At 63.4% G+C, this 25,224-nt stretch carries 21 protein-coding genes; 14 read left to right on the top strand and 7 right to left on the bottom strand.

From position 1 onward, the window contains the following. Positions 1 to 12 precede the first annotated feature (12 nt). The gene (trpS, locus tag C2134_RS14820) at positions 13 to 1,035 is read right to left on the bottom strand and encodes a tryptophan--tRNA ligase (RefSeq protein ID WP_103320908.1); all 1,023 of its coding nucleotides are present in this window, start codon (positions 1,033 to 1,035) and stop codon (positions 13 to 15) included. A gap of 211 nt (positions 1,036 to 1,246) precedes the next feature. Then, positions 1,247 to 1,564 (bottom strand): hypothetical protein, encoded by a 318-nt coding sequence (locus C2134_RS14815; protein ID WP_103320907.1) that lies wholly within the window; start codon positions 1,562 to 1,564, stop codon positions 1,247 to 1,249. Positions 1,565 to 1,814: 250 nt separating this feature from the next. Here C2134_RS14815 and C2134_RS14810 point away from each other — a divergent pair, with 250 nt between their 5' ends. Beyond that, positions 1,815 to 2,171, top strand: a complete 357-nt coding sequence (locus C2134_RS14810; protein ID WP_103320906.1) for a translation initiation factor Sui1 — start codon at positions 1,815 to 1,817, stop codon at positions 2,169 to 2,171. Positions 2,172 to 2,507: 336 nt separating this feature from the next. Here C2134_RS14810 and ppsR read toward each other — a convergent pair whose 3' ends face one another. Further along, on the bottom strand, positions 2,508 to 3,329 hold the full coding sequence (gene ppsR / locus C2134_RS14805) for a posphoenolpyruvate synthetase regulatory kinase/phosphorylase PpsR (protein WP_103320905.1): 822 nt from the start codon (positions 3,327 to 3,329) through the stop codon (positions 2,508 to 2,510). A 283-nt stretch (positions 3,330 to 3,612) separates the two neighbouring features. Between ppsR and ppsA the strand changes: the two genes are divergently transcribed. Then, positions 3,613 to 6,000, top strand: a complete 2,388-nt coding sequence (gene ppsA, locus C2134_RS14800; protein ID WP_103320904.1) for a phosphoenolpyruvate synthase — start codon at positions 3,613 to 3,615, stop codon at positions 5,998 to 6,000. Between the two features lie 66 nt (positions 6,001 to 6,066). Here the strand turns inward: ppsA and C2134_RS14795 are convergent, their stop codons facing one another. The 4 genes from C2134_RS14795 to C2134_RS22165 form a co-directional block, all read right to left on the bottom strand. Then, positions 6,067 to 6,726, bottom strand: coding sequence for a thioredoxin domain-containing protein (locus C2134_RS14795; protein WP_103320903.1), 660 nt, complete (start codon positions 6,724 to 6,726; stop codon positions 6,067 to 6,069). Positions 6,727 to 6,833: 107 nt separating this feature from the next. Further along, positions 6,834 to 8,150, bottom strand: a complete 1,317-nt coding sequence (locus C2134_RS14790; protein ID WP_103320902.1) for a dicarboxylate/amino acid:cation symporter — start codon at positions 8,148 to 8,150, stop codon at positions 6,834 to 6,836. 373 nt (positions 8,151 to 8,523) lie between these two features. Then, positions 8,524 to 9,126, bottom strand: a complete 603-nt coding sequence (locus C2134_RS14785) for a MarC family protein (protein ID WP_043621679.1) — start codon at positions 9,124 to 9,126, stop codon at positions 8,524 to 8,526. A 429-nt stretch (positions 9,127 to 9,555) separates the two neighbouring features. Then, positions 9,556 to 12,099, bottom strand: coding sequence for a THUMP domain-containing protein (locus C2134_RS22165; RefSeq protein ID WP_369406781.1), 2,544 nt, complete (start codon positions 12,097 to 12,099; stop codon positions 9,556 to 9,558). Positions 12,100 to 12,228: 129 nt separating this feature from the next. On the opposite strand from C2134_RS22165, the gene mutY reads away from it, so the two are divergent. The 12 genes from mutY to C2134_RS14720 all read left to right on the top strand — a co-directional run bounded on the left by mutY (position 12,229) and on the right by C2134_RS14720 (position 25,186). Further along, positions 12,229 to 13,272 carry an A/G-specific adenine glycosylase gene (gene mutY, locus C2134_RS14775; protein ID WP_103321012.1) on the top strand — a complete coding sequence of 348 codons (1,044 nt, stop codon included), beginning with the start codon at positions 12,229 to 12,231 and terminating at the stop codon, positions 13,270 to 13,272. Positions 13,273 to 13,365: 93 nt separating this feature from the next. Further along, entirely contained in the window at positions 13,366 to 15,570 is a 2,205-nt protein-coding gene (locus tag C2134_RS14770) for a RelA/SpoT family protein (RefSeq protein WP_103320901.1), read from the top strand. A gap of 238 nt (positions 15,571 to 15,808) precedes the next feature. Further along, on the top strand, positions 15,809 to 16,576 hold the full coding sequence (gene deoC, locus C2134_RS14765) for a deoxyribose-phosphate aldolase (protein ID WP_103321011.1): 768 nt from the start codon (positions 15,809 to 15,811) through the stop codon (positions 16,574 to 16,576). 110 nt (positions 16,577 to 16,686) lie between these two features. Beyond that, complete coding sequence (gene deoA / locus C2134_RS14760; RefSeq protein WP_103320900.1) at positions 16,687 to 18,012, top strand: thymidine phosphorylase; 1,326 nt, start codon at positions 16,687 to 16,689, stop codon at positions 18,010 to 18,012. A 15-nt stretch (positions 18,013 to 18,027) separates the two neighbouring features. Then, positions 18,028 to 19,245 carry a phosphopentomutase gene (locus C2134_RS14755; protein ID WP_103320899.1) on the top strand — a complete coding sequence of 406 codons (1,218 nt, stop codon included), beginning with the start codon at positions 18,028 to 18,030 and terminating at the stop codon, positions 19,243 to 19,245. A 101-nt stretch (positions 19,246 to 19,346) separates the two neighbouring features. Then, positions 19,347 to 20,057 carry a purine-nucleoside phosphorylase gene (gene deoD, locus C2134_RS14750; RefSeq protein ID WP_103320898.1) on the top strand — a complete coding sequence of 237 codons (711 nt, stop codon included), beginning with the start codon at positions 19,347 to 19,349 and terminating at the stop codon, positions 20,055 to 20,057. 379 nt (positions 20,058 to 20,436) lie between these two features. Next, the gene (gene rplM / locus C2134_RS14745) at positions 20,437 to 20,865 is read left to right on the top strand and encodes a 50S ribosomal protein L13 (protein WP_043621694.1); all 429 of its coding nucleotides are present in this window, start codon (positions 20,437 to 20,439) and stop codon (positions 20,863 to 20,865) included. A gap of 15 nt (positions 20,866 to 20,880) precedes the next feature. After that, positions 20,881 to 21,273: a 30S ribosomal protein S9 gene (rpsI, locus tag C2134_RS14740; protein WP_103320897.1), complete on the top strand. Its 393-nt coding sequence runs from the start codon at positions 20,881 to 20,883 to the stop codon at positions 21,271 to 21,273. A gap of 145 nt (positions 21,274 to 21,418) precedes the next feature. Beyond that, complete coding sequence (gene argC, locus C2134_RS14735; protein WP_103320896.1) at positions 21,419 to 22,447, top strand: N-acetyl-gamma-glutamyl-phosphate reductase; 1,029 nt, start codon at positions 21,419 to 21,421, stop codon at positions 22,445 to 22,447. A gap of 121 nt (positions 22,448 to 22,568) precedes the next feature. After that, the gene (gene erpA, locus C2134_RS14730; RefSeq protein WP_390861608.1) at positions 22,569 to 22,901 is read left to right on the top strand and encodes an iron-sulfur cluster insertion protein ErpA; all 333 of its coding nucleotides are present in this window, start codon (positions 22,569 to 22,571) and stop codon (positions 22,899 to 22,901) included. A gap of 66 nt (positions 22,902 to 22,967) precedes the next feature. Next, on the top strand, positions 22,968 to 23,825 hold the full coding sequence (locus C2134_RS14725; RefSeq protein WP_103320895.1) for a CheR family methyltransferase: 858 nt from the start codon (positions 22,968 to 22,970) through the stop codon (positions 23,823 to 23,825). 104 nt (positions 23,826 to 23,929) lie between these two features. Then, positions 23,930 to 25,186, top strand: a complete 1,257-nt coding sequence (locus C2134_RS14720) for a D-amino acid dehydrogenase (protein WP_103320894.1) — start codon at positions 23,930 to 23,932, stop codon at positions 25,184 to 25,186. Positions 25,187 to 25,224 lie beyond the last annotated feature (38 nt).

The following is a 25,224-nucleotide window of genomic DNA, read 5'->3' as shown; positions in this document are numbered from 1 at the left end:
TCTGCCTCCCGCTCAGTAGTAGTTGAGGCCCATCGCCGCCTTCACCTCGGCCAGCGTGCGCGCCGCCACGTCGCGGGCACGGCGGGTGCCGGTTTTAAGCATGTCCAACACCGCGGCCGGGTCTTGCGCATAGTGCTCGCGGCGGGCGCGTATCGGGGCCAGCATCTCCTGCAGGCAGTCTTCCAGATGCTTTTTGATGACGGTGTCGCCCAGGCCGCCGCGTTGGTAATGCGCTTTCAGGCCCTGCACCAGCTCCTGGTCCGGGTGGAAGGCGTCCAGATAGGTGAAGACGACATTGCCTTCCACTTGGCCGGGATCGGCCACGCGCAGATGATTCGGGTCGGTGTACATCATTTTCACCGCCTGGCGGATTTCGTCCGGGCTGGCGGACAGCGTCAGGGTGTTGCCCAGCGATTTGGACATCTTGGCCTTGCCGTCTATGCCGGGCAGGCGCGAACCGACTTCCGGCACCACGGCCTTGGCCTCCACCAGCACCGTCTGTTCCACGCTGGCGTTGAAGCGGCGCACGATCTCGTTGGTCTGCTCTATCATCGGAATCTGATCGTCGCCCACCGGCACGATGGTGGCCTTGAAGGCGGTGATGTCGGCGGCCTGAGCGGCGGGGTAGGTGAGGAAGCCGGCCGGGATGTCGCGCTCGTAGCCGCGCTGCTTGATCTCGTCTTTGATGGTGGGATTGCGTTCCAGCCGCGCCACCGTCACCAGGTTCAGGTAGTAGGAGGCCAGCTCGGTCAGCTCCGGCACCAGGCTCTGGATGAAGATGGTGCTCTTGGCCGGATCGATGCCGACGGCCAGATAGTCCAGCGCCACCTGCAGCACGTTGTCGCGCACCTTCAGGTAGTTGCCCATATTGTCGGTCAAGGCCTGGGCGTCGGCCAGCAGCAGGAATTGGCTGCAACGATCCTGCAGGATGACGCGGTTGCGCAGCGAGCCCACATAATGACCCAGGTGCAGTTGGCCGGTGGTGCGGTCGCCGGTCAGGATGATGTCTTGGCTGGTGATGGTGTCCAGATTCATATCGCTCTCCGTGGAGTTCGGGGAAGGAGCCGACAGGGTGGACTGGGGGAGGTAAGGCTAAAAACAAACCCGGTGCGCCTTGTCGGCAGCCTCCGGGTTTTTGCGTGCGCGTTCGCCGGTGCCGCCTAGAAGAGGCGCCACCACCAAAATCGGATTACGAATGCGGATGCGGTATTCATGAAACCATCAAACCATGGCTGCGGCCGCGCCGTCAAGCCTCGGTTTGCAGCAGGGTGCCGATGGTCGGTCTGGAGGAGGGCGAATAGGCGCGCGCGGCGGAGCGGGCCTGCGACGGAGACGGGCGCGAGGAGCGGGTTTGCGGCTGGCTCAGCACGGCAGGCGGCAGGAAGGATGGCGCGAGCGCCGGCAGGGTATGGGCTGGGTTCTGCAGCACGCTGCGGTACAGCATCTCGGCGAACTCATGCTGCGGCTCGGCGCTGCTTCCCCGGCTGGATTGCACGCCGGCTAGCTGTTGCGGCCAAGGCCGGATCAGCTGGATCGGTGGCAGGTTGAAGTCGGGGATGTTCATGCAAGCGCTCTCAAATAGGGTTGATTGTTTGAGAGCGAATAATTGCTTTTGTTCGGTAATTTTCACAAATTTTACATATTGACAATGTTATTTGTGTTTTGTGAGTTTTTATGAATTTTGTTGGGGTGGCTTAATCCGGCCATGCTGGGCATCCAAATCAAAGCAATCGGGGCGCGGCGTGCCCGCTTTCTCCGCTTGTCCTGATGCGGCTTTGACGCGACCATGGCGTCTTTGCAGGAGAGCGCTGACGATGAAAGCAAAACAAAGCGGCGGGCTGGTGTATTCGACCGAGCATGGCCGGATGTGCCCGGTTTGCCGACAGCCTATAGACCAGTGCCAGTGCGGCCCGCAGACCGTGCCCGCAGGCGATGGCATTGCGAGGGTCTCGCGCGAGACCAAGGGCAGGGGCGGCAAGGCGGTGACGGTGGTGAAGGGCGTGCCGCTGGCCGGCGAGGCCTTGGCCAAGCTGGGCAAGCAGCTGCGGACGCGTTGCGGCAGCGGCGGCACCGTGAAAGAGGGCGTGCTGGAGATACAGGGCGACCACGTGGAAACCGTGGTCGCCGAATTGGTCAAGCTGGGATTCAAGACCAAGCGGGCCGGGGGCTAGTGGCGCTTGGGACTTGTTCACGATTGAATCCGCTGCGCGGATTGCCGTTTTCATTGCCGGGCTGCCGGCGGCAGGGAGGGGATATTTGCTTGGCCAAATATCCCCTCCACCCCTAAAAGCCACCCTGCAAGCCTGGCCTGCGGCTTCCCGCCGGTTCCCGTCAGGCCCGAGGCGCGGCTGAACTCGCGATTTGCTAACGTCAAATCGCTCGAACATGCAGCCGCTTAAGACCTCGGGCCTGCCGCCCGACGGCAGGCTTGAAGGGATGTAGGTGCATCGAAAACGTGTTTGTTTTTCACAAATCAGGTCTAAAAGCCAAAGATCGTGAACACGTTCTTAGAACTTCCTGCCCAGCGCCGCCTTGTGCATGATGGTGGAGGCGATTTCCTCGATCGACTTGTGCGTGGTGCTGATGAAGGGCACGCCGTGATGGCGGAACATCGATTCCGCCTCGTTCACCTCGCGCCGGCAGTTGTCCATGCTGGCGTATTTGGAGTCGGGCCGGCGTTCGGAGCGGATGTGGTGCAGGCGGTTCGGGTCGATGGTAAGGCCGAACATCTTGTCCTTGAACGGCAGCAGGATCTTGGGCAGGGTGGGGCTGTCCAGGTCTTCCGGCGTCAGCGGGTAGTTGGCGGCGCGTATGCCGTACTGCAGCGCCAGGTACAGGCAGGTAGGCGTTTTGCCTGAGCGGGAGACGCCGATCAGGATGACATCGGCCTCGTTCAGGTCTTTCAGCTTCACGCCGTCATCGTGGTTCAGCGAGAAATTCACCGCTTCGATCCGGTGATCGTATTTCTCCTCGTTGATCATGCCGTGCGCCTTGCCCACCGTCAGCGAGGCTTTCTGGCCCAGCTCCAGCTCCAGGTGGCCGATGAAAGTCTCGAAGAAGTCGATCAGGATCACGTTGCTGAGCCGCAGCGCCTCGCGCACTTCCGGATTGACGATGCTGGTGAAGACCAGCGGGCGCAGATGATCGCGCTCGGCCACGGCGCTGATGCGCTCGGCCAGCGTTTGCGCTTTTTCCACGGTGTCGACGAAGGGCACGGTTTCGCGCTGGAAGTCCAGGCTGTCGAACTGGGTCAATAGCGTATGGCCCAGCGATTCGGCGGTGATGCCGGTGCGGTCGGAGATGAAGAAGGCGGAGCGATGGTGCGGCATGGAAGACCTTGCTTGCTATGGGTTTGTCTGTGCAAAGTGTATACCGGCGCAAGGGCGGATGGTATCGGCTTGGCAGAGATTCGTTTTCTTCATGTAATCACAACATTACATGACATTTTCTTACTTTGGCCGGCCGGGGCTTTGGCAACTGATTGATTTTGCTGGTTTTGACATTCCGTCTGTCGCAAAAAATCTTGTGCGCTGCAAAAGTTGCTACGCAATCGGCGCGTAATTCGGCTAGAATGCGGCGCATCGTCCCAATCCCAACACAGGAAGTGAAGTGATGGCAGAGAACTACGTCATCTGGTTCGAGAAACTGCGCATGACCGATGTGGAAGAGGTAGGCGGCAAGAACGCCTCCCTTGGTGAAATGATCAGTCAGCTGGCCGGTTCCGGCGTGCGCGTTCCCGGCGGTTTCGCGACGACCGCGCAAGCCTACCGCGATTTCCTTCAGCATAACGGCCTGGCGGGCAAGATCAATGCCGCTTTGGCCAAGCTGGACATTGAAGACGTAAGCGAGCTGGCTCGCATCGGCAAGGAAATCCGTCAGTGGATTATCGATACGCCGTTCCCTGCCAAGCTGGATGCCGACATCAAGGAAGCCTGGGACAAGATGGTGGCCGATGCCGGCGGCGCTGACATTTCCGTCGCCGTCCGTTCCTCCGCCACCGCCGAAGACCTCCCCGATGCCTCGTTCGCAGGCCAGCAAGAAACCTTCCTGAATATCCGCGGCCTTGACAATGTCAAGGATGCGATGAAGCACGTTTTCGCTTCCCTCTACAACGACCGCGCCATCTCCTACCGCGTGCACAAGGGCTTCGCCCACGACGTGGTGGCCCTGTCCGCCGGCGTGCAGCGCATGGTGCGTTCCGACAAGGGCGCGGCCGGCGTGATGTTCACCATCGACACCGAATCCGGCTTTGAAGACGTGGTGTTCATCACCGCTTCCTACGGCCTGGGCGAGACCGTGGTGCAGGGCGCCGTGAACCCGGACGAGTTCTACGTGCACAAGCCGACGCTGAAGGCCGGCCGTCCGGCCGTGCTGCGCAAGACCATGGGTTCCAAGCTGATCAAGATGGAATTCACCGACGCGTCGCAAGCCGGCCGCTCGGTCAAGACCGTCGATGTGGAGCCTGCCCTGCGCAAGCAGTTCTCGATCAGCGACGCCGAAGTGGCCGAGCTGGCCCAGTACGCGCTGATCATCGAAAAACACTACGGCCGTCCGATGGATATCGAGTGGGGCCGCGACGGCCTGGACGGCAAGCTGTACATCCTGCAAGCGCGTCCGGAAACCGTTAAGTCGCAGGAAGACCGCAAGGACACCCTGCGCCGCTACCGCCTGAACAGCAAGTCCGAAATCCTGTGCGAAGGCCGCGCCATCGGCCAGAAGATCGGCCAGGGCGTGGTGCGCACCATCAAGGACGCGTCCGAGATGGACCGCGTCAAGCCGGGCGATGTGCTGGTGACCGACATGACCGACCCGGATTGGGAACCGGTGATGAAGCGCGCCGCCGCCATCGTGACCAATCGCGGCGGCCGTACCTGCCACGCCGCCATCATCGCGCGCGAGCTGGGCATCCCGGCCGTGGTGGGCTGCGGCGACGCCACCCAGGTGCTGAAGGAAGGCATGCAGGTCACCGTGTCCTGCGCCGAGGGCGACACTGGCAACATCTACGACGGCCTGCTGGACGTGGAAGTCATCGATCTGGAACTGGACAAGATGCCGAAGGCGCCGGTCAAGATCATGATGAACGTGGGCAACCCGGAACTGGCGTTTGACTTCGCCCAGCTGCCGAACGAAGGCGTGGGCTTGGCGCGGATGGAGTTCGTCATCAACCGCCAGATCGGCATCCACCCGAAAGCGCTGTTGGAATTCGACAAGCTGAGTCCGGAGCTGAAGGAAACCATTTCCGACCGCATCGCCGGCTACGCCAGCCCGGTAGACTTCTACGTCGACAAGATCGCCGAAGGCGTGTCCACGCTGGCTGCGGCGTTCTATCCGAAGAAGGTCATCGTGCGCATGTCGGACTTCAAGTCCAACGAGTACGCCAACCTGATCGGCGGCCAGCTGTACGAACCGCACGAAGAAAACCCGATGATCGGTTTCCGCGGCGCGGCGCGCTACGTGGCCGAGTCGTTCCGCGATTGTTTCGAGCTGGAATGCCGCGCCATCAAGAAGGTGCGCGACGTGATGGGCTTGACCAACGTGGAAGTGATGATCCCGTTTGTCCGCACGCTGGCCGAAGCCGAGAAAGTCGTCGAGATCCTGGCCGAAAACGGCCTGAAGCGCGGCGAAAACGGCCTGCGCCTGATCATGATGTGCGAGCTGCCGACCAACGCCGTGCTGGCAGAGAAGTTCCTGCAGCACTTCGACGGCTTCTCCATCGGCTCCAACGACATGACCCAGCTGACGCTGGGCGTGGACCGCGACTCCGGCGGCCCGATCGCCAGCACTTTCGACGAGCGCAACGAGGCGGTCAAGGCCATGCTGCACATGTCGATCCAGGCTTGCCGCAAGCTGGGCAAGTACGTGGGCATCTGCGGCCAGGGCCCGTCCGACCATCCGGACTTCGCCAAGTGGCTGGTGGAAGAGGGCATCGAAACCGTGTCGCTGAACCCGGACACCGTGGTGGAAACCTGGCTGTACCTGGCCAAGGAACTGAACAGCTAGGCTGACGGCCATCCATCAGTGAATGAGAAACCGCCCGGAAACGGGCGGTTTTGTTTTATCTAAGCTTCAGCGGTTGCCGTAGCTGGTTTTGGGCGGGGTTTGCTCGATCTGGCGCGCTTTCTCCACCAGCCGCTCGGTGCCCAGCTCGCGCTCCGCCAATTGCTGTTGCCGCGCTTCCTCGGCGGCGCGCTCCGCTTCCAGCGCCTGCTGCTCGCCCTGCTGCAGCAAGGCATCGATGGCGTCGAAGTCGAACATGGCGCGGGTATCGACCAGCCGTTCGGTGTAGTGCGCCACATTGTTGGCATCAGCCAGGATGATGGCCGGCGCGGTGTAGCCGCTCAGCGGAAATTCCGTGATCAGCACGCCGTAGCGTTTGTGGAAGTCGCGTCCGCGCAGGGTGGACAGCAGCGTGGTGTGGGGCAGGCCGTGCTCGTGGCGCGCCCGGGCCAGCGAAGATGGCGAGTCCACGGTGATGACGATCAGCTTCAGGTGCGGCCAGCGATCCAGGCAGCGGCGGGTTTCGCGCAGCAGCAGAATGCCGCCGTGCTCCTCCTCGTCCACAGACAGCAGCGTGACGATGACCTTGGGGCCAAGGTAGCTTTCCAGCGCCGCGTCGCGTTTTTGGTCATCCACCAGCATGAAACTCGGCAGATAGTCGCCGACTCTGGGAAAGTCGCCTATCACCGGCAGCATCTCGTCGCCGTATTGCAGCCAGAAATCAGTCATGATGTGACCCCTCCTCAGTATTCATCGTGGACGCGGGAAGGGCAAAATCAAGCATTGATTCTAATGCCAACAAAAACCCCCGCCTTGGCGGGGGTGGGGTGTTGCGTTTAGCTCAGTTGCGGCGCCGGCTGCTCGCGGGGTTGCGGCGGCGGTTCGGATGGCTGGTCGCCGGCCAAGACACGGTTCATTTGCTCAACGTCCAGCGCTTTTTCCCACTTGGCGATCACCACGGTGGCGACGCCGTTGCCGATCAGATTGGTGATGGCGCGCGCTTCGGACATGAAGCGGTCGATGCCGATCAGCAGCGCCAGGCCTTCCACCGGCAGCTTGCCGCCCAGCGTCGCCAGCGTGGCGGCCAGCGTGATGAAGCCGCCGCCGGTCACCGCAGCCGCCCCCTTGGAGGTCAGCAGCAGCACGCCGATAATGGCCAGCTCCTCGCCCAGGGTCAGGTTCACATTGGTAGCCTGGGCGATGAAGATCGCCGCCATGGTCAGATAGATGGAAGTGCCGTCCAGGTTGAACGAGTAGCCGGTGGGCACCACCATGCCGACCACCGGCTTGGCGCAGCCCAGGTTTTCCAGCTTCTTCATGATGCCCGGCAGCGCGGACTCGGATGAAGACGTGCCCAGCACCAGCAGGATTTCTTCCTTGATGTAGACCAGGAAGCGCCACAGGCTGAAGCCGGAGAAGCGGGCGATGGCACCCAGCACGATGAAGACGAAGGCGAAGCAGGTCAGATACACGCAGGCCATCAAAAAGCCCAGCTGCTTCAGCGAGCCTATGCCGTATTTGCCGATGGTGAAGGCCATCGCGCCGAAGGCCCCGATCGGAGCCAGCTTCATCAGCATATTGATCACGCCGAACAGAGCGTGCGAGAACTCGTCGAGGATGTGGACGATGGTCTTGCCGTTGTCGCCCATCTTGGTCAGGGCCAGGCCCAGCAGCACGGAGAAGGTCAGCACCTGCAGGATTTCGCCGCTGGCGAAGGCGCCGACGACGGTGTCCGGAATGATGTGCAGCAGGAAGTCTACCGTGTTCATTTCCTTGGCGCCGGCGGTGTACTTGGCGATGTCCTTGGCGTGCAGGGTGTGCGGGTCGATATTGAGGCCGGCGCCGGGCTGCAGCAGGTTGACCACGATCAGGCCGATCACCAGCGCCAGCGTGGTGACGGCCTCGAAGTAGAACAGCGCCTTGACGCCGACGCGGCCCACTTCCTTCATGTCGCCCATCTTGGCGATGCCGACGACGACGGTGGCGAAGATAATCGGCGCGATCATCATCTTGATCAGCTTGATGAAGGCGTCGCCCAGCGGTTTCATCTTGGCGCCGAGGTCCGGCGCGACGGCGCCGAGCGTGACGCCCAGCGCGATGGCGATCAGCACCTGCACGTACAGGCGCGAAAAGAATGGGGTCTTGGTTTGCATGGTTCTCCCGACTGGCGTTGGTTGCTTCGGATGCGGACTCTATCGGTCCATTTGAATCCGATGCTAACAACTGTCGTCAGCTGGGGGCATAGGCGATATCCCTATCCGGGATAACCCTGATGCGATATCTGCTTTGCATGATAAAAAGCCATTTGCCACGAACTCCACGAAAGACACGAAACAAGGGAGCTTGAATTGTGGTGAGCTGCGAGAGGCCTTCGTGTTTTTAGACCCGCTAACAAAACCCCTGATCCTGCGTTGCGCCTCCTTGCCGTACTCAAGTACTGTCTGCGTCGGCGCGCCTTGGCTCAGGTTCTCTAACGAGGTTTCGTTAGCGGCTCTATAGTGGGTTTCGTGGCGAAATCGGTATTGCTTAGTGCAGCTGCTTCCAGTAGGACGCGAAACCGCTGAGCAGCATCTCGACGGAGATGGCGGTCAGCACCAGGCCCATCAGGCGCTCCAGCGCGGTGATGGCCTGTTCGCCCAGCAGCTTCTGCAGACGACTGGAGAACAGGAAGACCACGGTGGTGACCAGCATGCAGATGGTCAGCGCGCCCATCCATTCCAGCATGCGGCCCGGCTCGCGGGTGGACAGCAGAAGCACAGTGGCCATGGCGGACGGGCCGGCGATCAGCGGAATGGCGATGGGCACGATGAAGGGTTCGCCGCTCATTTTGTCGCCGCCGAACACGGAGCCCTCGCCGGGGAAGATCATCTTGATGGCGATCAGGAACAGGATCACGCCGCCGGCGATGCGCATGGATTCGTCGGTCAGGTGCATCAAGTCCAGGAAGTTGCGGCCGAACAGCATGAAGATGGTCAGCACCAGGAAGGCGATCAGGCATTCGCGGTAGACCACCCGCTTGCGGCGCTCCGGCTTGACTTGTTTCAACGCGGCGATGAACAGCGGAATATTGCCCAGCGGGTCGGTGATCAGGATCAGCAGGATGGTCGCGGACAGGAAGGAGGTTTGCATGGGTATTGCCAGGTGGGTGGAGCAGCCGGCGATTATCGCATGCCGATGGGGTTCCGGCGAGCGGCGGCACATGATTTGTCCAACTTCATTATTTGCCACGAAACCCACGAAACGACACGAAAAAATATCGGCGGAGTGCCTGTTGTTTCGTGTTTTTCGTGCGTCTCGTAGTAAAAAGATGGTGCTGTGCTGCGGCGCGCAGCATCGTGATTCGCGCCACGAAACCCACGAAACGACACGAAAAAATATCGGCGGAGTGCCTGTTGTTTCGTGTTTTTAGTGCGTCTCGTAGTAAAAAGATGGTGCTGTGCTGCGGCGCGCAGCATTGTGATTCGCGCCACGAAACCAACGAAACGACACGGAAAAATATCGGTGGAGTGCCTGTTGTTTCGTGTTTTTCGTGGGTTTCGTGGCTGAAACGGTTGTGGCTTACTGCTCGTCGTCGCCGCTTTCAACGTCGGCGGCTTCTTCGCCGTCCTTCTGCTTGCGCGCGCTGCCTTCCACCATATTGATCACGAACAGACGGCATTGCAGCGAGCCGTTGAACAGCGGGGTGCGGCGCTTCGGCGCCAGGCGGATCAGCTTGCCCAGGCGCAGATCGCCGCTGAACAGGCAGGCGGTCCAGCCGGCGAAGTGGGCCTTCAGCCAGTCGCCCAGTTCCGGATACCAGGTAGCCAGCTGATCCTGTTCTTCCAGCCGCACGCCATACGGCGGATTGGTGACGATCAGGCCGTGTTCGGCGTGCGGGCGAGTGTCCGCCACGTCGGCCGCCTTCACTTCCACCAGGTCGCCCAGGCCTGCGCGTTCCAGATTGGCGCGGGCGATGTTGACCATGGCTTGCGAACGGTCCGAGCCGCGGATGGGCAACGATGCCGCCGGCAGCTCGGCCTTGCGCGCGTCCAGCTGCAGTTTTTCCCATGACGCGGAATCGAAGCTCGACAGCGCCTCGAATCCGAAGCGGCGGCTGCGGCCCGGCGCGCGGTTCAGCGCGATGTCGGCGGCTTCCACCAGGAAGGTGCCGCTGCCGCACAGCGGGTCCAGCAGCGCCTGGCTGCCGTCATAGCCGGCCAGCAGCAAAATGCCGGCGGCCAGGTTTTCGCGCAGCGGCGCCTCGCCGGTTTCCTCGCGCCAGCCGCGCTTGAACAGCGGCTCGCCGCTGGTGTCCAGGTAAACGGTGGCGGTGTCGGCGGTCAGGAAGACATTGATGCGGACGTCCGGATTGCGGGTGTCCACGCTGGGGCGGCCCAGCTGCGCTTGGCGGAAGCGGTCGCAGATGGCGTCCTTCACCGTCAGCGCGATGTAGTCCAGGCTCTTGACGCGGGCGGCGATGCCGTCGGCCTTCAGCTTGATGGTGCGCGATACATCGAACCAGCGCGGCCAGTCCACGCTCATCGCCAGCCGGTAGATGTCCTGCTCGGCATGGTAGCCGCCGTGGGCCAGGCGCAGCAGGATGCGGCTGGCGGTGCGGCAATGCAGGTTGGCCGCCATCATCAGGCGCGCGTCGCCGGCAAAGGCCACGCCGCCGTCGGCGGGCGCGATGTCGCCGGCGCCCAGCGCCAGCAGTTCATCGGCCAACACCTGCTCCAGGCCGCGCGGACAAGGCGCGAACAGCGACAATCTGCTGTCCAGGCGGCCGGTGATGCTGCGTTCGATGCGCGGCGCCTGCTCCTGCTCTTGCTGGCGGTCAAACGAGCGCTGCTCGAAGCGGCGTTGCGGGTTGTCCAGGCGGTGGTTGTCCTTCAGCGGCTGAAGGCCGCGCGCTTCGTCGCGGAAGCGGTTGTCGCGCGCCTCTTCTCCCGTCTTGGAAAACAGCTTGCGCGGAGCGTGCTGTTCGCGAGCCGGGCGGTCTTCGCGCGGGGCGCGATCCTGCCACTGCGGCTTGTCGTCGCGACGGAAGCGGTTGTCGCGTTCGCCGTCCTCGCGCTTGGAGAACATCTTGCGCGGGGCATTTTCGTCGCGAGCCGGGCGGTCTTCGCGCGGGGCGCGATCGTGCCATTGCGGCTTGTCGTCGCGGCGGAAACGGTTGTCGCGTTCGCCGTCCTCGCGCTTGGAGAACAGCTTGCGCGGGGCGTTGTCATCGCGCGGCGGGCGGTCTTCGCGCGGGGCGCGATCCTGCCATTGCGGCTTGTCGTCGCGGCGGAAGCGGTTGTCGCGTTCGCCGTCCTCGCGTTTGGAGAACAGCTTGCGCGGGGCGTTTTCGTCGCGCGGCATGCGGTCTTCGCGCGGGGCGCGGTCTTGCCATTTGGCCTGATGCGTTTCGCCCTCGGCGCGCGGCTTGAACGGACGCGGCGCCGCGTCTTCGGTGTGCAGCGGCTTGCGGCCGGAGGGGCCGCGGTCACGGCTGTAGCGCTTGTCCTGAGCGGGGCCGTCGCGGCGGAAGTCCGGCGCGCGCTCCGCGCCTTCCGGCAGCGGTTTGCGGCTGGACGGACCGCGGTCGCGGTCGTAACGGCGCTCCTGGCCGGCTTCCGGCGGGCGTTTGTCGAAGCGGCGGTCGTCCTGGCGCGGCTGCCAGTCCGGCTTGCCGGCTGGGCGGTCGAAACGCTTGTTCTGTCCTTGTTCCGGGTGCGGGCCGCGCTTGTCGAAGCGGCGGTCGTCCTGGCGCGGCTGCCAGTCCGGTTTGCCGGCCGGTCGGTCGAAACGCTTGTCCTGTCCTTGCTCCGGGCGCGGGCCGCGCTTGTCGAAGCGGCGGTCGTCCTGGCGCGGCTGCCAGTCCGGCTTGCCGGCCGGTCGGTCGAAACGCTTGTCCTGTCCTTGCTCCGGGCGCGGGCCGCGCTTGTCGAAGCGGCGGTCGTCCTGACGCGGCTGCCAGTCCGGCTTGGCCGCGCCGGGGCGCGGGCCGGAGTACGGCGCGCGCGGCGGCTTTTCGCCATCCCGCGGCGGCTGGTTTCCGCCTGCCGGCGAGTTGGCCGCGCGTTCGCGGCTGGTTTGATCGCGGCGCTGGCTGGCGCGTTGGCGGGAGCGGAAACTGGACATTGAAACGACCTCGAATTGAACAACTAAATAAGTAATCTTTTAATTTTACCGCATTTGGCCTCCGGCTGCTTGGTGACGCTGCGGCTTTCCGTTACCATAACCGGTTCGATTGGATACTGGATCGCGATGTTGCACAGCAGTTTCGCCCCCCGACTGGTGGCCTGGCAGCGGCGGCACGGCCGCCACGATCTGCCCTGGCAGGTTAGCGACCCCTACCGCGTATGGTTGTCAGAGATCATGCTGCAGCAGACGCAGGTCAAGAGCGTGCTCGACTACTACCCGCGTTTCCTGGCCCGTTTCCCGGATGTGGCGGCCTTGGCGGCCGCGCCGGTGGACGACGTGCTGGCGCAATGGAGCGGTTTGGGCTATTACAGCCGTGCGCGCAATCTGCACAAGGCGGCGCGAATGGTGATGGACGAATTCGGCGGCGTCTTCCCGGCCGAGCGCGAACAGCTGGAGCGGCTGCCGGGCGTGGGACGATCCACCGCCGCCGCGATCTCCGCCTTCGCCTTTGGCCGCCGCGAAACCATACTGGACGGCAACGTCAAGCGGGTGCTGGCCCGTTGTTTCGGCGTGGAGGGCTTCCCCGGCGAAAAGACCGTGGAGAAGCGGATGTGGGCGCTGGCGGAGCAGATACTGCCGCGCGACGCCGCCGACATCGGCCCGTATGTGCAGGGCTTGATGGACCTGGGCGCCACGGTATGCAGCCGCGGCAAGCCGGCCTGCACCGCCTGCCCCATGCTGGATGGCTGCGTGGCGGCGCGCGACGGGCGTACCGGCGAGTTGCCGACGCCGCGGCCGAAGAAAACGGTGCCGACCCGGCAAACCGTGATGTTGCTGGCGCAGCGCGGCAATCAGGTATGGCTGCGGCGCCGTCAGCCGACAGGCATTTGGGGCGGACTGTTGTCTTTGCCGGAGTTCGCCACCACGTTCGAGATCGAAGACTGGCTGCGCGCTGCGGGCGAGGGCGATATGCTGCCCGCCTGGCCGGAGCTGGAGCATGTGTTTACGCATTTTCGCCTGATCATCACGCCGCAGCCGGTCCGCATAGACCAGTTTAGGGCTGCGGGCGTCGCCGAGGCTGATGGCCAGTGGCTGGACATCGATCAGGCGGTGGACGCCGGCGTGCCGGCGCCGGTTCGCCGCTTGCTGTTGAGGCTGGCGCAAGTTTGAAGAGGGCGGGGCGCATCCCGCCCATGTGGCAAATCCGATGGCCGGGCCCGCCCGGCCGTGGCTAAGACGGCAGGTCCGTCCAGATAGACAGATATGGTTTCCGTAGTCCGCACCGTTGCCGATACCCTGGCCGACGCCGCCGATCCGGCGCGCTGGCTGGAGCGCTTGTCCGCCGCTTATCCCGCGGAGGACGGCGCCCTGCTGGCCCGCGCCTTCGAGGCCGCCCGTCAGATGTATGCCGGCAAGACCGTCCCCGCCACCGGCGAAGACCTGTTCAGCCATGCGGTGGCCGCCGCGGCCATCGTCGCCGACCTGCACCTGTTGCCGGACGCCATCGCGGCGACGCTGCTGTTCTCCGCGCCGGATTACCACCCGGAATGGCAGCAGTGGCTGACGGAAACCTTCAATCCCACCGTGGCCATGCTGGTGGACGGCGTCGGCGGCGTGCGCCGCATCACCGAATTCGCCCGCATCGACAAGATGGCCACGCCGGAAGACTGCGCGCGCCAAGCCGAGACCATGCGCAAGATGCTGCTGGCGATGGTGGCGGACATCCGCGTGGTGCTGATCAAGCTGGCCTGGCGCACGCAAACCATGCATTACCTGGCCAATGTGGCTGACGAGGCGGTGCGCCGCCGCATCGCCGGCGAAACGCTGGAGCTGTTCGCGCCCTTGGCCAACCGGCTGGGCGTATGGCAGATCAAGTGGGAGCTGGAGGACTTGGGCCTCCGCCACACCGAGCCGGACACCTACAAGAAGATCGCCAAGTTGCTGGACGAGCGGCGGCTGGAGCGCATCGACTATATCGAGCGCGTGCTGAACGTTCTGCGCGAAGAATTGAGCAAGGCCGGCGTCAAGGCCGAAGTGGCCGGCCGGCCCAAGCACATCTATTCCATCTGGAAGAAGATGAAGAAGAAAAAGCTCGACTTCTCCGAGCTTTACGACATCCGCGCGGTGCGCATCCTGGTGGACAAACTGCCGGACTGCTACACCGCGCTCGGCATCATCCACGGCATGTGGCAGCCGATACGCGGCGAGTTCGACGACTACATCTCCCATCCCAAGGCCAATAACTACCGCAGCCTGCACACCGCGGTGATCGGCCCCGAGGACAAAGCGCTGGAGGTGCAGATCCGCACCTTCGAGATGCACGAGCATGCCGAATTCGGCGTGGCGGCGCACTGGCGCTACAAGGAAGGCGGCAAGGGCGACGCGGCTTACGAGGAGAAAATCTCCTGGCTGCGCCAGCTGCTGGATTGGCGCGAGGAAATGTCCGACCGCGAAGGCCTGGCCGAGGCGTTCAAGACCGAGCTGTTCGCCGACACCATCTACGTGCTGACGCCGCAGGGCAAGGTGCTGGCGCTGCCGCAGGGGGCCACCCCGATCGACTTTGCCTACGCCATCCACTCCGGCCTGGGCAACCGCTGCCGCGGCGCCAAGGTGGAAGGGCAGATCGTGCCGCTGTCCACGCCGCTGCAGAACGGCCAGCGCGTGGAAATCCTGGCGGCCAAGGAAGGCGGCCCGTCGGTCAACTGGCTGCACGACGGCTGGGTGAAGAGCCATCGCGCCATCTCCAAGATCCGCCAGTACATCCGGCTGCAAAACGCCGACACGGTGCGCGAGACCGGCAAGGCGCTGTTCGAGCGCGAGCTGGCGCGGCGGCCGCACATTCAGCCCAATCTGCAGCAACTGGCAGAGAAGCTTGGCTACGACAAGCTCGATGAAGTCTACGGCGCGCTGGGGCATGGCGAACTGACCATGCGCGCCGTCAGCAACGCCATTACCAGCTTCGCGCCGCCGCCGGCGGTGGAAGTGCTGCCGGAAAGCCTGGTCAAGGCCAGCAAGGGCGGCCACGATGCCGGCGGCGTGCTGATCGAGGGCGTGGACAACCTGATGACGGTGCTGGCCAAGTGCTGCAAGCCGGCGCCGCCGGACCAGGTGATGGGCTTTGTGACCAAGGGCCGCGGCATCTCCATCCACCGCAGCAGCTGCATCACGCTGAAAAAGCTGTCGCAGGAGGTGCCGGAGCGTTTGATCGCGGCGGAGTGGGGCGACCAGAAAAACAGCGTGTTCCCGATAGACATCGAGGTGATCTCGATGGACCGCCCCGGCTTGCTGCGCGATCTGTCCGATGTGCTGTCGCGCGAGAAGCTGAACCTGATCGGCGTTAATACGCTGGCGCGCGACCATCGCAGCCGGCTGCGGCTGACGGTGGAAGTGAGACAGGTGCAGGATATCAGCCGCGTGTTGTCTCGTTTGATGGAGTTGCCCGGCGTGCAGGAAGCGCGCCGGGTGTAAGCCAAACAGTAAAGGAAGCCGGCTGAAAGGACCGCGTGGCGGGCGTTTCAGCCGGTTTGGTTTTTTAGATGATGCTCACGCCAAGGCCGCCGGTTTGCGTTTAAGCAAGTCCGTGCGATTCGCGATTTGCTTTCACGTGAAGAAATTTTCATAATCGCATCCAGTGGCTCGGACAAAACGCCGTCATGTCGACGGGGGCTAGCCGGGGCCGAGCGATGCCTTTCTAGAGAGAATGACCATGTCTGCATTGATTGAAGCCGCGCGCCGCGCGCTGTCCCTGATGGACCTGACCACCCTCAACGACGACGATACCGACGCTAAGGTGATCGCGCTGTGTCAGAAAGCCAAGAGCCAGGACGGCACCGTGGCCGCCGTGTGCGTGTTTCCGCGCTTCGTGCCCATCGCCAAGAAAACGCTGCGCGAGGCCGGTTGCCCGGAAGTGCTGGTGGCCACCGTCACCAACTTCCCGCATGGCAATGACGACGTCGCCATCGCCGTGGCCGAGACGCGCGCCGCCATCGCCTACGGTGCGGACGAAGTGGACGTGGTGTTCCCGTACCACGCGCTGATGGCCGGCAACCGCGATATCGGCTTCGAACTGGTCAAAGCCTGCAAAGAGGCCTGCGGCGACAAGCTGCTGAAAGTCATCATCGAAAGCGGCGAGCTGAAAGACCCGGCGCTGATCCGCGCCGCCAGCGAGATTTCCATCCGCGCCGGCGCCGATTTCATCAAGACTTCCACCGGCAAGGTGTCGGTCAACGCCACGCTGGAAGCGGCGGACGTGATGCTGAACGTGATCAAGGAAACCGGCGGCAAGTGCGGCTTCAAGGCTGCCGGCGGCGTGAAGAGCGCGGCCGAGGCCGCGCAGTACCTTGACCTGGCCGGGCACCTGCTGGGCGACGGCTGGGTGACGGCCGCGCACTTCCGCTTCGGCGCGTCCAGCCTGCTGGCCAATCTGCAGATCGAGATCGCCGGCGGCGTCGCCAAGCCGAGCAGCGGCTACTGATTATTTAGGAATTCGCGGGGGTACCGCACTCTGGCCGGGCGATTTCCCGGCCGCATCGCCCATTGCCGTTTCATTCTGCAGCGCAGTGGGTATCAGGCAGGGAGAATGCCATGTTTTTGCCGCAGGAAATCATTCGCAAAAAACGCGACGGCGTGATGCTGTCGCAGCAAGACATTCAACAATTCGTTGCCGGCATCACCGACAACAGCGTGGCGGACAGCCAGATCGCCGCTCTGGCGATGGCCATCTACTTCAACGGCATGGAGCTGGAAGAGAACGTGCACCTGGCGCTGGCCATGCGCGACTCCGGCCGCCGCATGCACTGGAAGGACTTGAACCTGCCCGGCCCCATCGTGGACAAGCACTCTACCGGCGGCGTGGGCGACGTGGTGTCGCTGATGCTCGGGCCCATGGTCGCCGCCTGCGGCGGCTTCGTGCCCATGATTTCCGGCCGCGGCCTGGGCCACACCGGCGGCACGCTGGACAAGCTGTCGGCGGTGCCGGGCTATAACCCGTTCCCGGACCCGGAGCTGTTCCGCAAGGTGGTGAAAGAAGTCGGCGTGGCCATCATCGGCCAGACTTCTGACTTGGCGCCGGCCGACCGCCGCTTCTACGCCACCCGCGACGTCACCGCCACCGTCGAATCCATCGCCCTGATCACCGCTTCCATCCTATCCAAGAAGCTGGCGGCGGGCCTGGACGTGCTGGTGATGGACGTCAAGGCCGGCAGCGGCGCCTTCATGCCGACCATGCAGAAGTCCATCGAACTGGCCGAACGCATCGTCAAGGTAGGCAACGGCGCCGGCGTGGCCACCACCGCGCTGATCACCGAGATGAGCCAGCCCTTGGCCTCCACCGCCGGCAACAGCATCGAAACCCGCGAGGCCGTGCGCTATCTGAAGGGCGACGAGCGCAACCCTCGCCTGCATGAAGTGACCATGGCGCTGTGCGCGCAGATGCTGATCGGCGGCAAGCTGGCCAGCGACGAGGCCGATGCCCGCGCCAAGCTGCAGGCCGCGCTGGATTCCGGCCGCGCCGCCGAGATCTTCGGCCGCATGGTGACCGCGCTGGGCGGCCCGGCTGACTTCCTGGAAAACTACGATCGCCATCTGGCGCCGGCGCCCATCGTGCGTCCGGTATTCGCCGATAAGACCGGTTTCGTCGGCGCGATGGATACCCGCGGCATCGGCATGGCCGTTTGCGCGCTGGGCGGTGGCCGCCGTCTGGCCAGCGACGAACTGGATTTCCGCGTAGGACTGTCGCAGTTCGTCGAACTGGGCCAAAATATCAGCAAGGACACCCCGCTGATGATGATCCACGCCGCTGACGAGGCGAGCTTCGAAGACGCGGCGCGTCGGGTCAAGGCAGCCATCCGCATCGATGAAATCGCGCCGGCCACGCTGCCGCAGGTTTACCAGATCATCCGTGGCGAATAAGGCCAGGGAGGCAGCATGAAACGCGCAATTATCATTATTCTCGATTCGCTGGGCATTGGCGCCGCGGCGGACGCCGACAAGTTTGGCGACGCCGGCAGCAACACGCTCGGCCACATCGCCATGGAAGCGGCCGCCGGCCGCGCCGACGTGGGCCGCAGCGGTCCGCTGAAGCTGCCCAATCTGTCCAAGATGGGCCTAGCGCACGCCTGCCAACTGTCGTCCGGCTACTTCCCGGAAGGGATGGACCCGGCCGCGCCGCTGGCGGCCTACGGCTACGCCAGCGAAATCTCCAGCGGCAAGGACACCCCGTCCGGCCACTGGGAAATCGCCGGCGTGCCGGTGCTGTTCGACTGGGGCTATTTCAGCGAGCACGACAACAGCTTCCCGCAGGCATTGCTGGACGCCATCGTCGAGAAGGCTGGCCTGCCGGGCTATCTGGGCAATTGCCACGCCTCCGGCACCGAGATTCTGGACCGCCTGGGTGAAGAGCACATGCAGACCGGCAAGCCGATCTTCTACACCTCGGCCGACTCGGTGTTCCAGATCGCCTGCCATGAAGAGACCTTCGGTCTGGACCGGCTGTACGAGCTGTGCAAGATCACCCGCGAACTGCTGGAGCCGTACAATATCGGCCGCGTGATCGCTCGCCCGTTCATCGGCGAGGGCAAAGGCAAGTTCGCCCGCACCGGCAACCGCAAGGACCTGGCGGTGGAGCCCCCGGCGCCGACCGTCCTGAAAAAGCTGGCCGACGCCGGCGGCGACGTGGTGTCGATCGGCAAGATCGCCGATATCTACGCGCATGTCGGCATCACCCACAAGCACAAGGCCACCGGCTTTGACCAGTTGTGGGACGCTACGCTGACCGCCATGCATCAGCATCGGGACAAGCCGGCCATCATCATGGCCAACTTCGTCGATTTCGACTCCAGCTACGGCCATCGCCGCAATACTGCCGGCTACGCCGCGGCGCTGGAAGAGTTCGACGCGCGCTTGCCTGAGGTGATGAACGCGCTCGGCGACGACGATATCCTGATCCTGTCGGCCGACCACGGCTGCGATCCCACCTGGCCGGGCACCGACCACACCCGCGAGCACATCCCGGTGTTGTGCTACGGCAAGTCGGTGAAGCCGGGCAGCGTGGGTGAGCGAACCACCTTTGCCGACATCGGTCAGAGCGTGGCCAGCCATCTTGGCCTGCCTGCCATGGATTACGGCACGTCCTTCCTGGACTGAGTCCTACCTGCGGGCCGCCTGGCGGCCCGCTCACCGCATTTGAGCGGCCCGGATCACGGGCTGCCGCCAGACTATTGCATATCGCTTAGAGGAGACTTTCAATGGCTACCCCGCATATCAACGCCAAGGATGGCGCTTTCGCCGAAACCGTACTGATGCCGGGCGATCCGCTGCGCGCCCAGATGATCGCCGAAACCTTCCTGGAAGGCGCGGAGCAGGTGACCAATGTGCGCAATGTGTTCGGCTACACCGGCACCTACAAGGGCAAGCGCCTGTCGGTGATGGCACACGGCATGGGCATCCCGTCCGCCAGCATCTACACCACGGAGCTGATCAAGGACTACGGCGTCAAGAACATCATCCGCATCGGCTCCTGCGGCGCGGTGACGCCCAACATCAAGCTGCGCGAGCTGTTCATCGCCATGGGCGCGTCCACCGACAGCAAGGTGAACCGCATGCGCTTCAACGATCATGACTACGCCGCCATCGCCGACTACACGCTGCTGCGCACGCTGGTGGATACCGCCGCGGAGCAGGGCAAGAAAGTGACTGTCGGCAATGTGTTCTCCGCCGATCTGTTCTACGGCGTGCAGCCGAACATGCTGGACGTGCTCTCCAAGATGCAGGTCAATGTGATCGAGATGGAGCTGGCCGGCATCTACGCCGTGGCGGCCCAGTACGGCGCCCGTGCTGCCGGCATCCTGACCGTGTCGGACATTATTCCGACCGGCGAAGCCACCAGCGCCGAGGAGCGCCAGACCTCTTTCCGCGACATGATGGAAGTGGCACTGGACGCGGCGATCAAGCTGTAAATCGCTGATTTGCCGATGAAACGGGCGCCGGCGGCGCCCGTTTCGCCTTGCTGTGGCAAGGGTGTCTCATTGGCGCACATCATTTATCGTGCAGTGCACAAAAATTGCTTGCCTAATCCCGGTGGGATACTGATAATCGGTATTGCATCAGGGCGTTACGCACTGTGGCACCCTGATGTTGTCTCCTCCATCCTCCTTCTCAAAGGTGGAACTTGGCGCAACACGCAGCAGCGTTGCGCTTTTTTTTTTTTTGACCATATTTACCACGCCTCGCACAGTTTCCCGCCCTCCGGAAATCTGTTGTGTCACAAGGGTTTGACAGCGACCCGGCCATTGCTCTAAAATCCGTAACTTTCAAGAATTACGATGGAAGAGTTCCATGAAGACCTTTTCTGCCAAGCCGCATGAGGTAAAGCGCGAGTGGTACGTGGTCGACGCCGCCGATAAGGTGCTGGGTCGCCTGGCTGCCGAAATCGCCCGCCGCCTGCGTGGCAAACACAAGCCGGAATTCACTCCGCACGTAGATACCGGCGACTTCATCGTTGTGGTGAACGTCGAAAAACTGCGCGTGACCGGTACCAAGGCCCAAGACAAGAAGTACTACCGTCACTCCGGCTACCCGGGCGGTATCTACGAACGCACTTTCACCGAACTGCAAAACCAGTTCCCGGAACGCGTTCTGGAGAAAGCCGTCAAAGGCATGCTGCCGAAGGGTCCGCTGGGTTACGCCATGATCAAGAAGCTCAAGGTGTACTCTGGTTCCGAGCATCCGCACTCCGCCCAACAGCCCAAAGTGCTGGAAATCTGATTTTAAGGCATAACAATGAACGGTAAATACTACTACGGCACCGGCCGTCGCAAGAGCTCCGTCGCTCGCGTGTTCATGCAAAAAGGTTCCGGCCAGATCATCGTTAACGGCAAGCCGGTTGACGAGTATTTTGCCCGCGAAACTGGTCGCATGGTCATCCGCCAGCCGCTGGTCCTGACCGAAAACCTCGAATCCTTCGACATCAAGGTAAACGTGGTTGGCGGTGGTGAAACCGGCCAAGCCGGCGCAATCCGCCACGGCATCACTCGCGCCCTGATCGACTTCGATGCCGCTCTGAAGCCTTCCCTGTCCGCCGCTGGTTACGTTACCCGCGACGCTCGTGAAGTTGAGCGTAAGAAAGTCGGCCTGCGCAAAGCACGTCGCGCCAAGCAGTTCTCCAAGCGTTAATCGCTCGGTTCTGCATGGAAAAAAACCGCCTGGCCTTGGCCCGGCGGTTTTTTCTTTTCTTTATGTGTTGCCGCGGTCTTGCCGCGACAGCTTTCACTGCCTAAACTGTCGCCTTTGCGACATTTTTTTATATAAAGGGCTGGCCATGATCAAGGTTGGGATCGTCGGAGGAACCGGTTACACCGGGGTGGAATTGTTGCGCTTGCTGGCCAAGCATCCGCAGGCCCGGGTAACGGCAGTGACCTCGCGCAAGGATGCCGGCATCCGCGTCGACGAGATGTTCCCCAGCCTGCGCGGCCGCATCGACCTGGCGTTCACCACGCCGGATGAGGCCAGGCTGCAGGATTGCGATGTTGTGTTCTTCGCCACGCCTAACGGCATTGCCATGCAGGAAGCGACGGCGTTGCTGGATGCCGGCGTGCGGGTGATAGACCTGGCGGCGGATTTCCGCATCAAGGACGTCTACGAGTGGGAGAAGTGGTATGGCGTCAAGCACGCCGCGCCGCATCTGGTGGCCGACGCCGTTTACGGCTTGCCGGAAGTGAACCGCGAGGCGATCCGCAGCGCGCGGCTGGTGGCCAACCCGGGCTGTTACCCGACCGCGGTGCAACTGGGCTTCCTGCCGTTGATCGAGGCGGGCATGGTCGATGCAGGCAGCCTGATCGCCGACTGCAAGTCCGGCGTGTCCGGCGCCGGCCGCAAAGGCGAGATCGGGGCGCTGCTGGCCGAGGCCGGCGATTCCTTCAAGGCTTATGGCGTGGCCGGCCACCGTCACCTGCCGGAAATCCGCCAGGGTCTCTCCCATATCGGCGGCAAGCAGGTCGGCCTGACTTTTGTGCCGCACCTGACGCCGATGATACGCGGCATCCATGCCACGCTGTATGCGCGGCTGACCAAGGATGTCGATCTGCAGCAGCTGTTCGAGCGCCGTTACGCCGGCGAAGGCTTCGTCGATGTGCTGCCGTCCGGCAGCCATCCGGAAACCCGCTCGGTGCGCGGCGCCAACCTGTGCCGCATCGCCGTGCATAGGCCGCAGGGCGGCGACACCGTGGTGGTGTTGTCGGTGATAGACAATCTGGTCAAGGGCGCGGCCGGCCAGGCGGTGCAGAACATGAATCTGATGTTCGGCCTGCCGGAAACCGACGGCCTGGATGTGGTGCCCTTGCTGCCCTGATGGCGGGTATGGGGCTTGAAGGCTCGCCATTCGCCCCGATATCCGACTAAAATAGTGGGTGAATGGCCGCGAACCGGCCCGACTGAATGCGAGGTTACACATGACAGAAGCTGCTACCGAAATGCCGAGCCCGATCAACTTCACCGACAGCGCCTGCACCAAGGTGCTGGACTTGATCGCGGAAGAGGGCAATCCCGACCTGAAGCTGCGCGTCTTCGTGACCGGTGGCGGCTGTTCCGGCTTCCAGTACGGTTTCACGTTCGACGAGATCGCCAACGAGGACGATACCGCCATCGAGCGCCAGGGCGTGACTTTCCTGGTGGACCCGATGAGCTACCAATACCTGGTCGGCGCCGAGATCGACTACCAGGAAAGCCTGGAAGGCTCGCAGTTTGTGATCCGCAATCCCAACGCCACTACGACTTGCGGTTGTGGTTCTTCGTTCTCGGTGTGATACTGAGCGAAGGTGAGAACCAGGCTCGGGCACTTGCCCGGGCCTTTTTGCTGTGGAATCCACGACATGAACAAACTGCCGCCAGTGGTATTGCCCAAGATAGAATTCAACCGCGAGTTCACTTTCACTGACGCCGATTTCGAACGCATCCGCAAGCTGATCTACAAGGAAGCGGGGATCGCGCTCAATCCATCCAAAAAAGACATGGTGTACGGCCGGCTGGTGCGCCGCATCCGCGAGCTGAAGCTGCCCGGCTTTGCCGCCTACGTCGATTTTCTGGAGTCGATAGGCGGCAAGCGCGAGTTCGAGCAGTTCGTCAACGCGCTGACCACCAACCTGACCTTCTTCTTCCGCGAGGAGCACCATTTTCCCATCCTGTCGGAGCATCTGAAGAAGCGGGCGGCGGCCGGCGGCGAGTTGTCCATTTGGTGCGCGGCGGCTTCTACCGGCGAGGAGCCGTACTCGCTGGCGATCACCGCGCTGGAGGCCTTCCCCGGTATGTCGCGGCCGAATGTCACCGTGCTGGCCACCGATCTGGATACCAGCGTGCTGGAAACCGGGCGCACCGGCATTTATTCGGCAGACAAGATCGCCCGGCTGCCGGCTGGCCATGCGGTCAAGTATTTCGACAAGCTGCCGAACGGCAGTTACCAGGCCAAGCAGGCGCTGCGCAATATGATCACCTTCCAGCGGCTGAATCTGGTGGAGGGAAACTGGAGCGTGCGCAAGCAGTTCGACGCCATCTTCTGCCGCAATGTGATGATCTATTTCGACCGCGATACCCAGTTCGGCGTGCTCAAGCGCTTCGCCCCGCTGTTGAAGCCGGATGGCCTGCTCTTCGTCGGCCACTCGGAAAACTTCTATTTCGCGTCCGATTATTTCCACCTGCGCGGCAAGACCGTGTACGAGCACGCCAAGAAATAGGCGGTTTGTCCGACAAAATAGTCGCCGCCGCGCGCATTTGGCTTTAACATTCCGCCATAACGGGCAAGCGCGTCTTGCCCGTTGTCTTGTCTGATGGAGGCGGAATGCGTGTGGCAGTACTTGGGGCCGGCGTGGTGGGCGTGTCCACCGCCTGGTTTCTGGCCAGAATGGGCCATGAAGTGGTGGTGCTGGAGCGAGCCTGCGGCGCGGCGCGCGAGACCAGTTTCGCCAATGGCGGCCAGTTGTCGGTCAGCCAGTCCGAGCCGTGGGCCAATCCACGCGCGCCGTGGCAGGTGCTGCGTTGGCTATGGCGCGACGACGCGCCCCTGCTGTTCCGGCCCCGGCTGGAGCCGGCGCAATGGCGCTGGATCGCCGATTTCCTGCTGGAATGCCTGCCAGGGCGCGATCACGGCAATACGCGGCAGATGGTGGCCTTGGGGCTGTATAGCCGCGATGCGATGCGCCAGCTGCGCGAGGAAACCGGCATTGCCTACCGTCGCCTGTCGCGCGGCATTCTGACCTTGCATTACACGGCCGGCCAGTTGGCGCAGGCCGAGCGCGCCGCCGCCAGGATGCGGCGGCTGGGGGTGGACAAACGGATTCTGGCGCCCGATCAGCTGCTGGCGCTGGAGCCGGCCTTGGCGTCGGCGCTGCCTCAGCTGGCCGGCGCCAGCTGGTGCCCGGACGACGAGTCCGGAGATGTCCATCTGTTCACGCGCGGCCTGGCCGAAGCGGCCGCCGGCCTGGGCGTGGAGTTCCGCTACAATACCCGGATCAATGCCTTGGAGACGATGGCCGGCGCAGTCAGCGCCGTGTCGGTGACGGGGCCGGACGGCAGTTACCAGCGGGTGACGGCCGACGCTTACGTGTTGGCGCTGGGCAGCCATTCTCCGCTATTGACTGCGCCGCTGGGTCTCAGGCTACCCATTTATCCGGCCAAGGGATATTCGGCGACGGTGCCGGTGAAGAGCCTGGTGGCCGCGCCCATGGTCAGCATTACCGACGAAGCGCATAAGCTGGTATTCAGCCGCCTGGGCGACGAGCTGCGCATCGCGGGCACGGCTGAGTTGTCCGGCTATTCGTCCCATCTCCATCCGGCCCGCTGCGCGGCTTTGCTGCGGCGAGGGCAGGCCCTGTTTCCCGACGCCTGCGACTGGGATGCCGCGCGTTTCTGGACCGGTCTGCGGCCGGCCACGCCGGGCAATGTGCCGCTGATCGGCAAGAGCGGCATCGGCAAGCTGTATCTGAATACCGGCCACGGCACGCTGGGCTGGACCGAAGGCGCGGGCTCGGGGCGGGCGCTGGCGGAAATCATCAGCGGCCGCAAGCCGCAATTGGATTTTGCCTTCCGCGGCGTTTGAAATACCGCCGGCGCATTGGGCCGGCATCTGGAGCAAGA

Source organism: Chromobacterium sinusclupearum, from assembly GCF_002902845.1.
GTDB lineage: Bacteria > Pseudomonadota > Gammaproteobacteria > Burkholderiales > Chromobacteriaceae > Chromobacterium > Chromobacterium sinusclupearum.
Note: the sequence above shows the minus strand (reverse complement) of the source record. Positions and strands in the feature narration are given on the sequence as shown.

Excerpts from the sequence above, each read along its gene's own strand:
- argC (WP_103320896.1), top strand. The coding sequence starts at position 21,419 with ATGATCAAGGTTGGGATCGTCGGAGGAACCGGTTACACCGGGGTGGAA.
- C2134_RS14725 (WP_103320895.1), top strand. The coding sequence starts at position 22,968 with ATGAACAAACTGCCGCCAGTGGTATTGCCCAAGATAGAATTCAACCGC.
- C2134_RS14815 (WP_103320907.1), bottom strand. The coding sequence starts at position 1,564 with ATGAACATCCCCGACTTCAACCTGCCACCGATCCAGCTGATCCGGCCT.
- C2134_RS14785 (WP_043621679.1), bottom strand. The coding sequence starts at position 9,126 with ATGCAAACCTCCTTCCTGTCCGCGACCATCCTGCTGATCCTGATCACC.
- deoC (WP_103321011.1), top strand. The coding sequence starts at position 15,809 with ATGTCTGCATTGATTGAAGCCGCGCGCCGCGCGCTGTCCCTGATGGAC.
- C2134_RS14810 (WP_103320906.1), top strand. The coding sequence starts at position 1,815 with ATGAAAGCAAAACAAAGCGGCGGGCTGGTGTATTCGACCGAGCATGGC.
- deoD (WP_103320898.1), top strand. The coding sequence starts at position 19,347 with ATGGCTACCCCGCATATCAACGCCAAGGATGGCGCTTTCGCCGAAACC.
- C2134_RS22165 (WP_369406781.1), bottom strand. The coding sequence starts at position 12,099 with ATGTCCAGTTTCCGCTCCCGCCAACGCGCCAGCCAGCGCCGCGATCAA.
- C2134_RS14790 (WP_103320902.1), bottom strand. The coding sequence starts at position 8,150 with ATGCAAACCAAGACCCCATTCTTTTCGCGCCTGTACGTGCAGGTGCTG.
- rpsI (WP_103320897.1), top strand. The coding sequence starts at position 20,881 with ATGAACGGTAAATACTACTACGGCACCGGCCGTCGCAAGAGCTCCGTC.
- deoA (WP_103320900.1), top strand. The coding sequence starts at position 16,687 with ATGTTTTTGCCGCAGGAAATCATTCGCAAAAAACGCGACGGCGTGATG.
- ppsA (WP_103320904.1), top strand. The coding sequence starts at position 3,613 with ATGGCAGAGAACTACGTCATCTGGTTCGAGAAACTGCGCATGACCGAT.
- erpA (WP_390861608.1), top strand. The coding sequence starts at position 22,569 with ATGCCGAGCCCGATCAACTTCACCGACAGCGCCTGCACCAAGGTGCTG.
- C2134_RS14720 (WP_103320894.1), top strand. The coding sequence starts at position 23,930 with ATGCGTGTGGCAGTACTTGGGGCCGGCGTGGTGGGCGTGTCCACCGCC.
- trpS (WP_103320908.1), bottom strand. The coding sequence starts at position 1,035 with ATGAATCTGGACACCATCACCAGCCAAGACATCATCCTGACCGGCGAC.
- C2134_RS14795 (WP_103320903.1), bottom strand. The coding sequence starts at position 6,726 with ATGACTGATTTCTGGCTGCAATACGGCGACGAGATGCTGCCGGTGATA.
- C2134_RS14755 (WP_103320899.1), top strand. The coding sequence starts at position 18,028 with ATGAAACGCGCAATTATCATTATTCTCGATTCGCTGGGCATTGGCGCC.
- C2134_RS14770 (WP_103320901.1), top strand. The coding sequence starts at position 13,366 with ATGGTTTCCGTAGTCCGCACCGTTGCCGATACCCTGGCCGACGCCGCC.
- rplM (WP_043621694.1), top strand. The coding sequence starts at position 20,437 with ATGAAGACCTTTTCTGCCAAGCCGCATGAGGTAAAGCGCGAGTGGTAC.
- ppsR (WP_103320905.1), bottom strand. The coding sequence starts at position 3,329 with ATGCCGCACCATCGCTCCGCCTTCTTCATCTCCGACCGCACCGGCATC.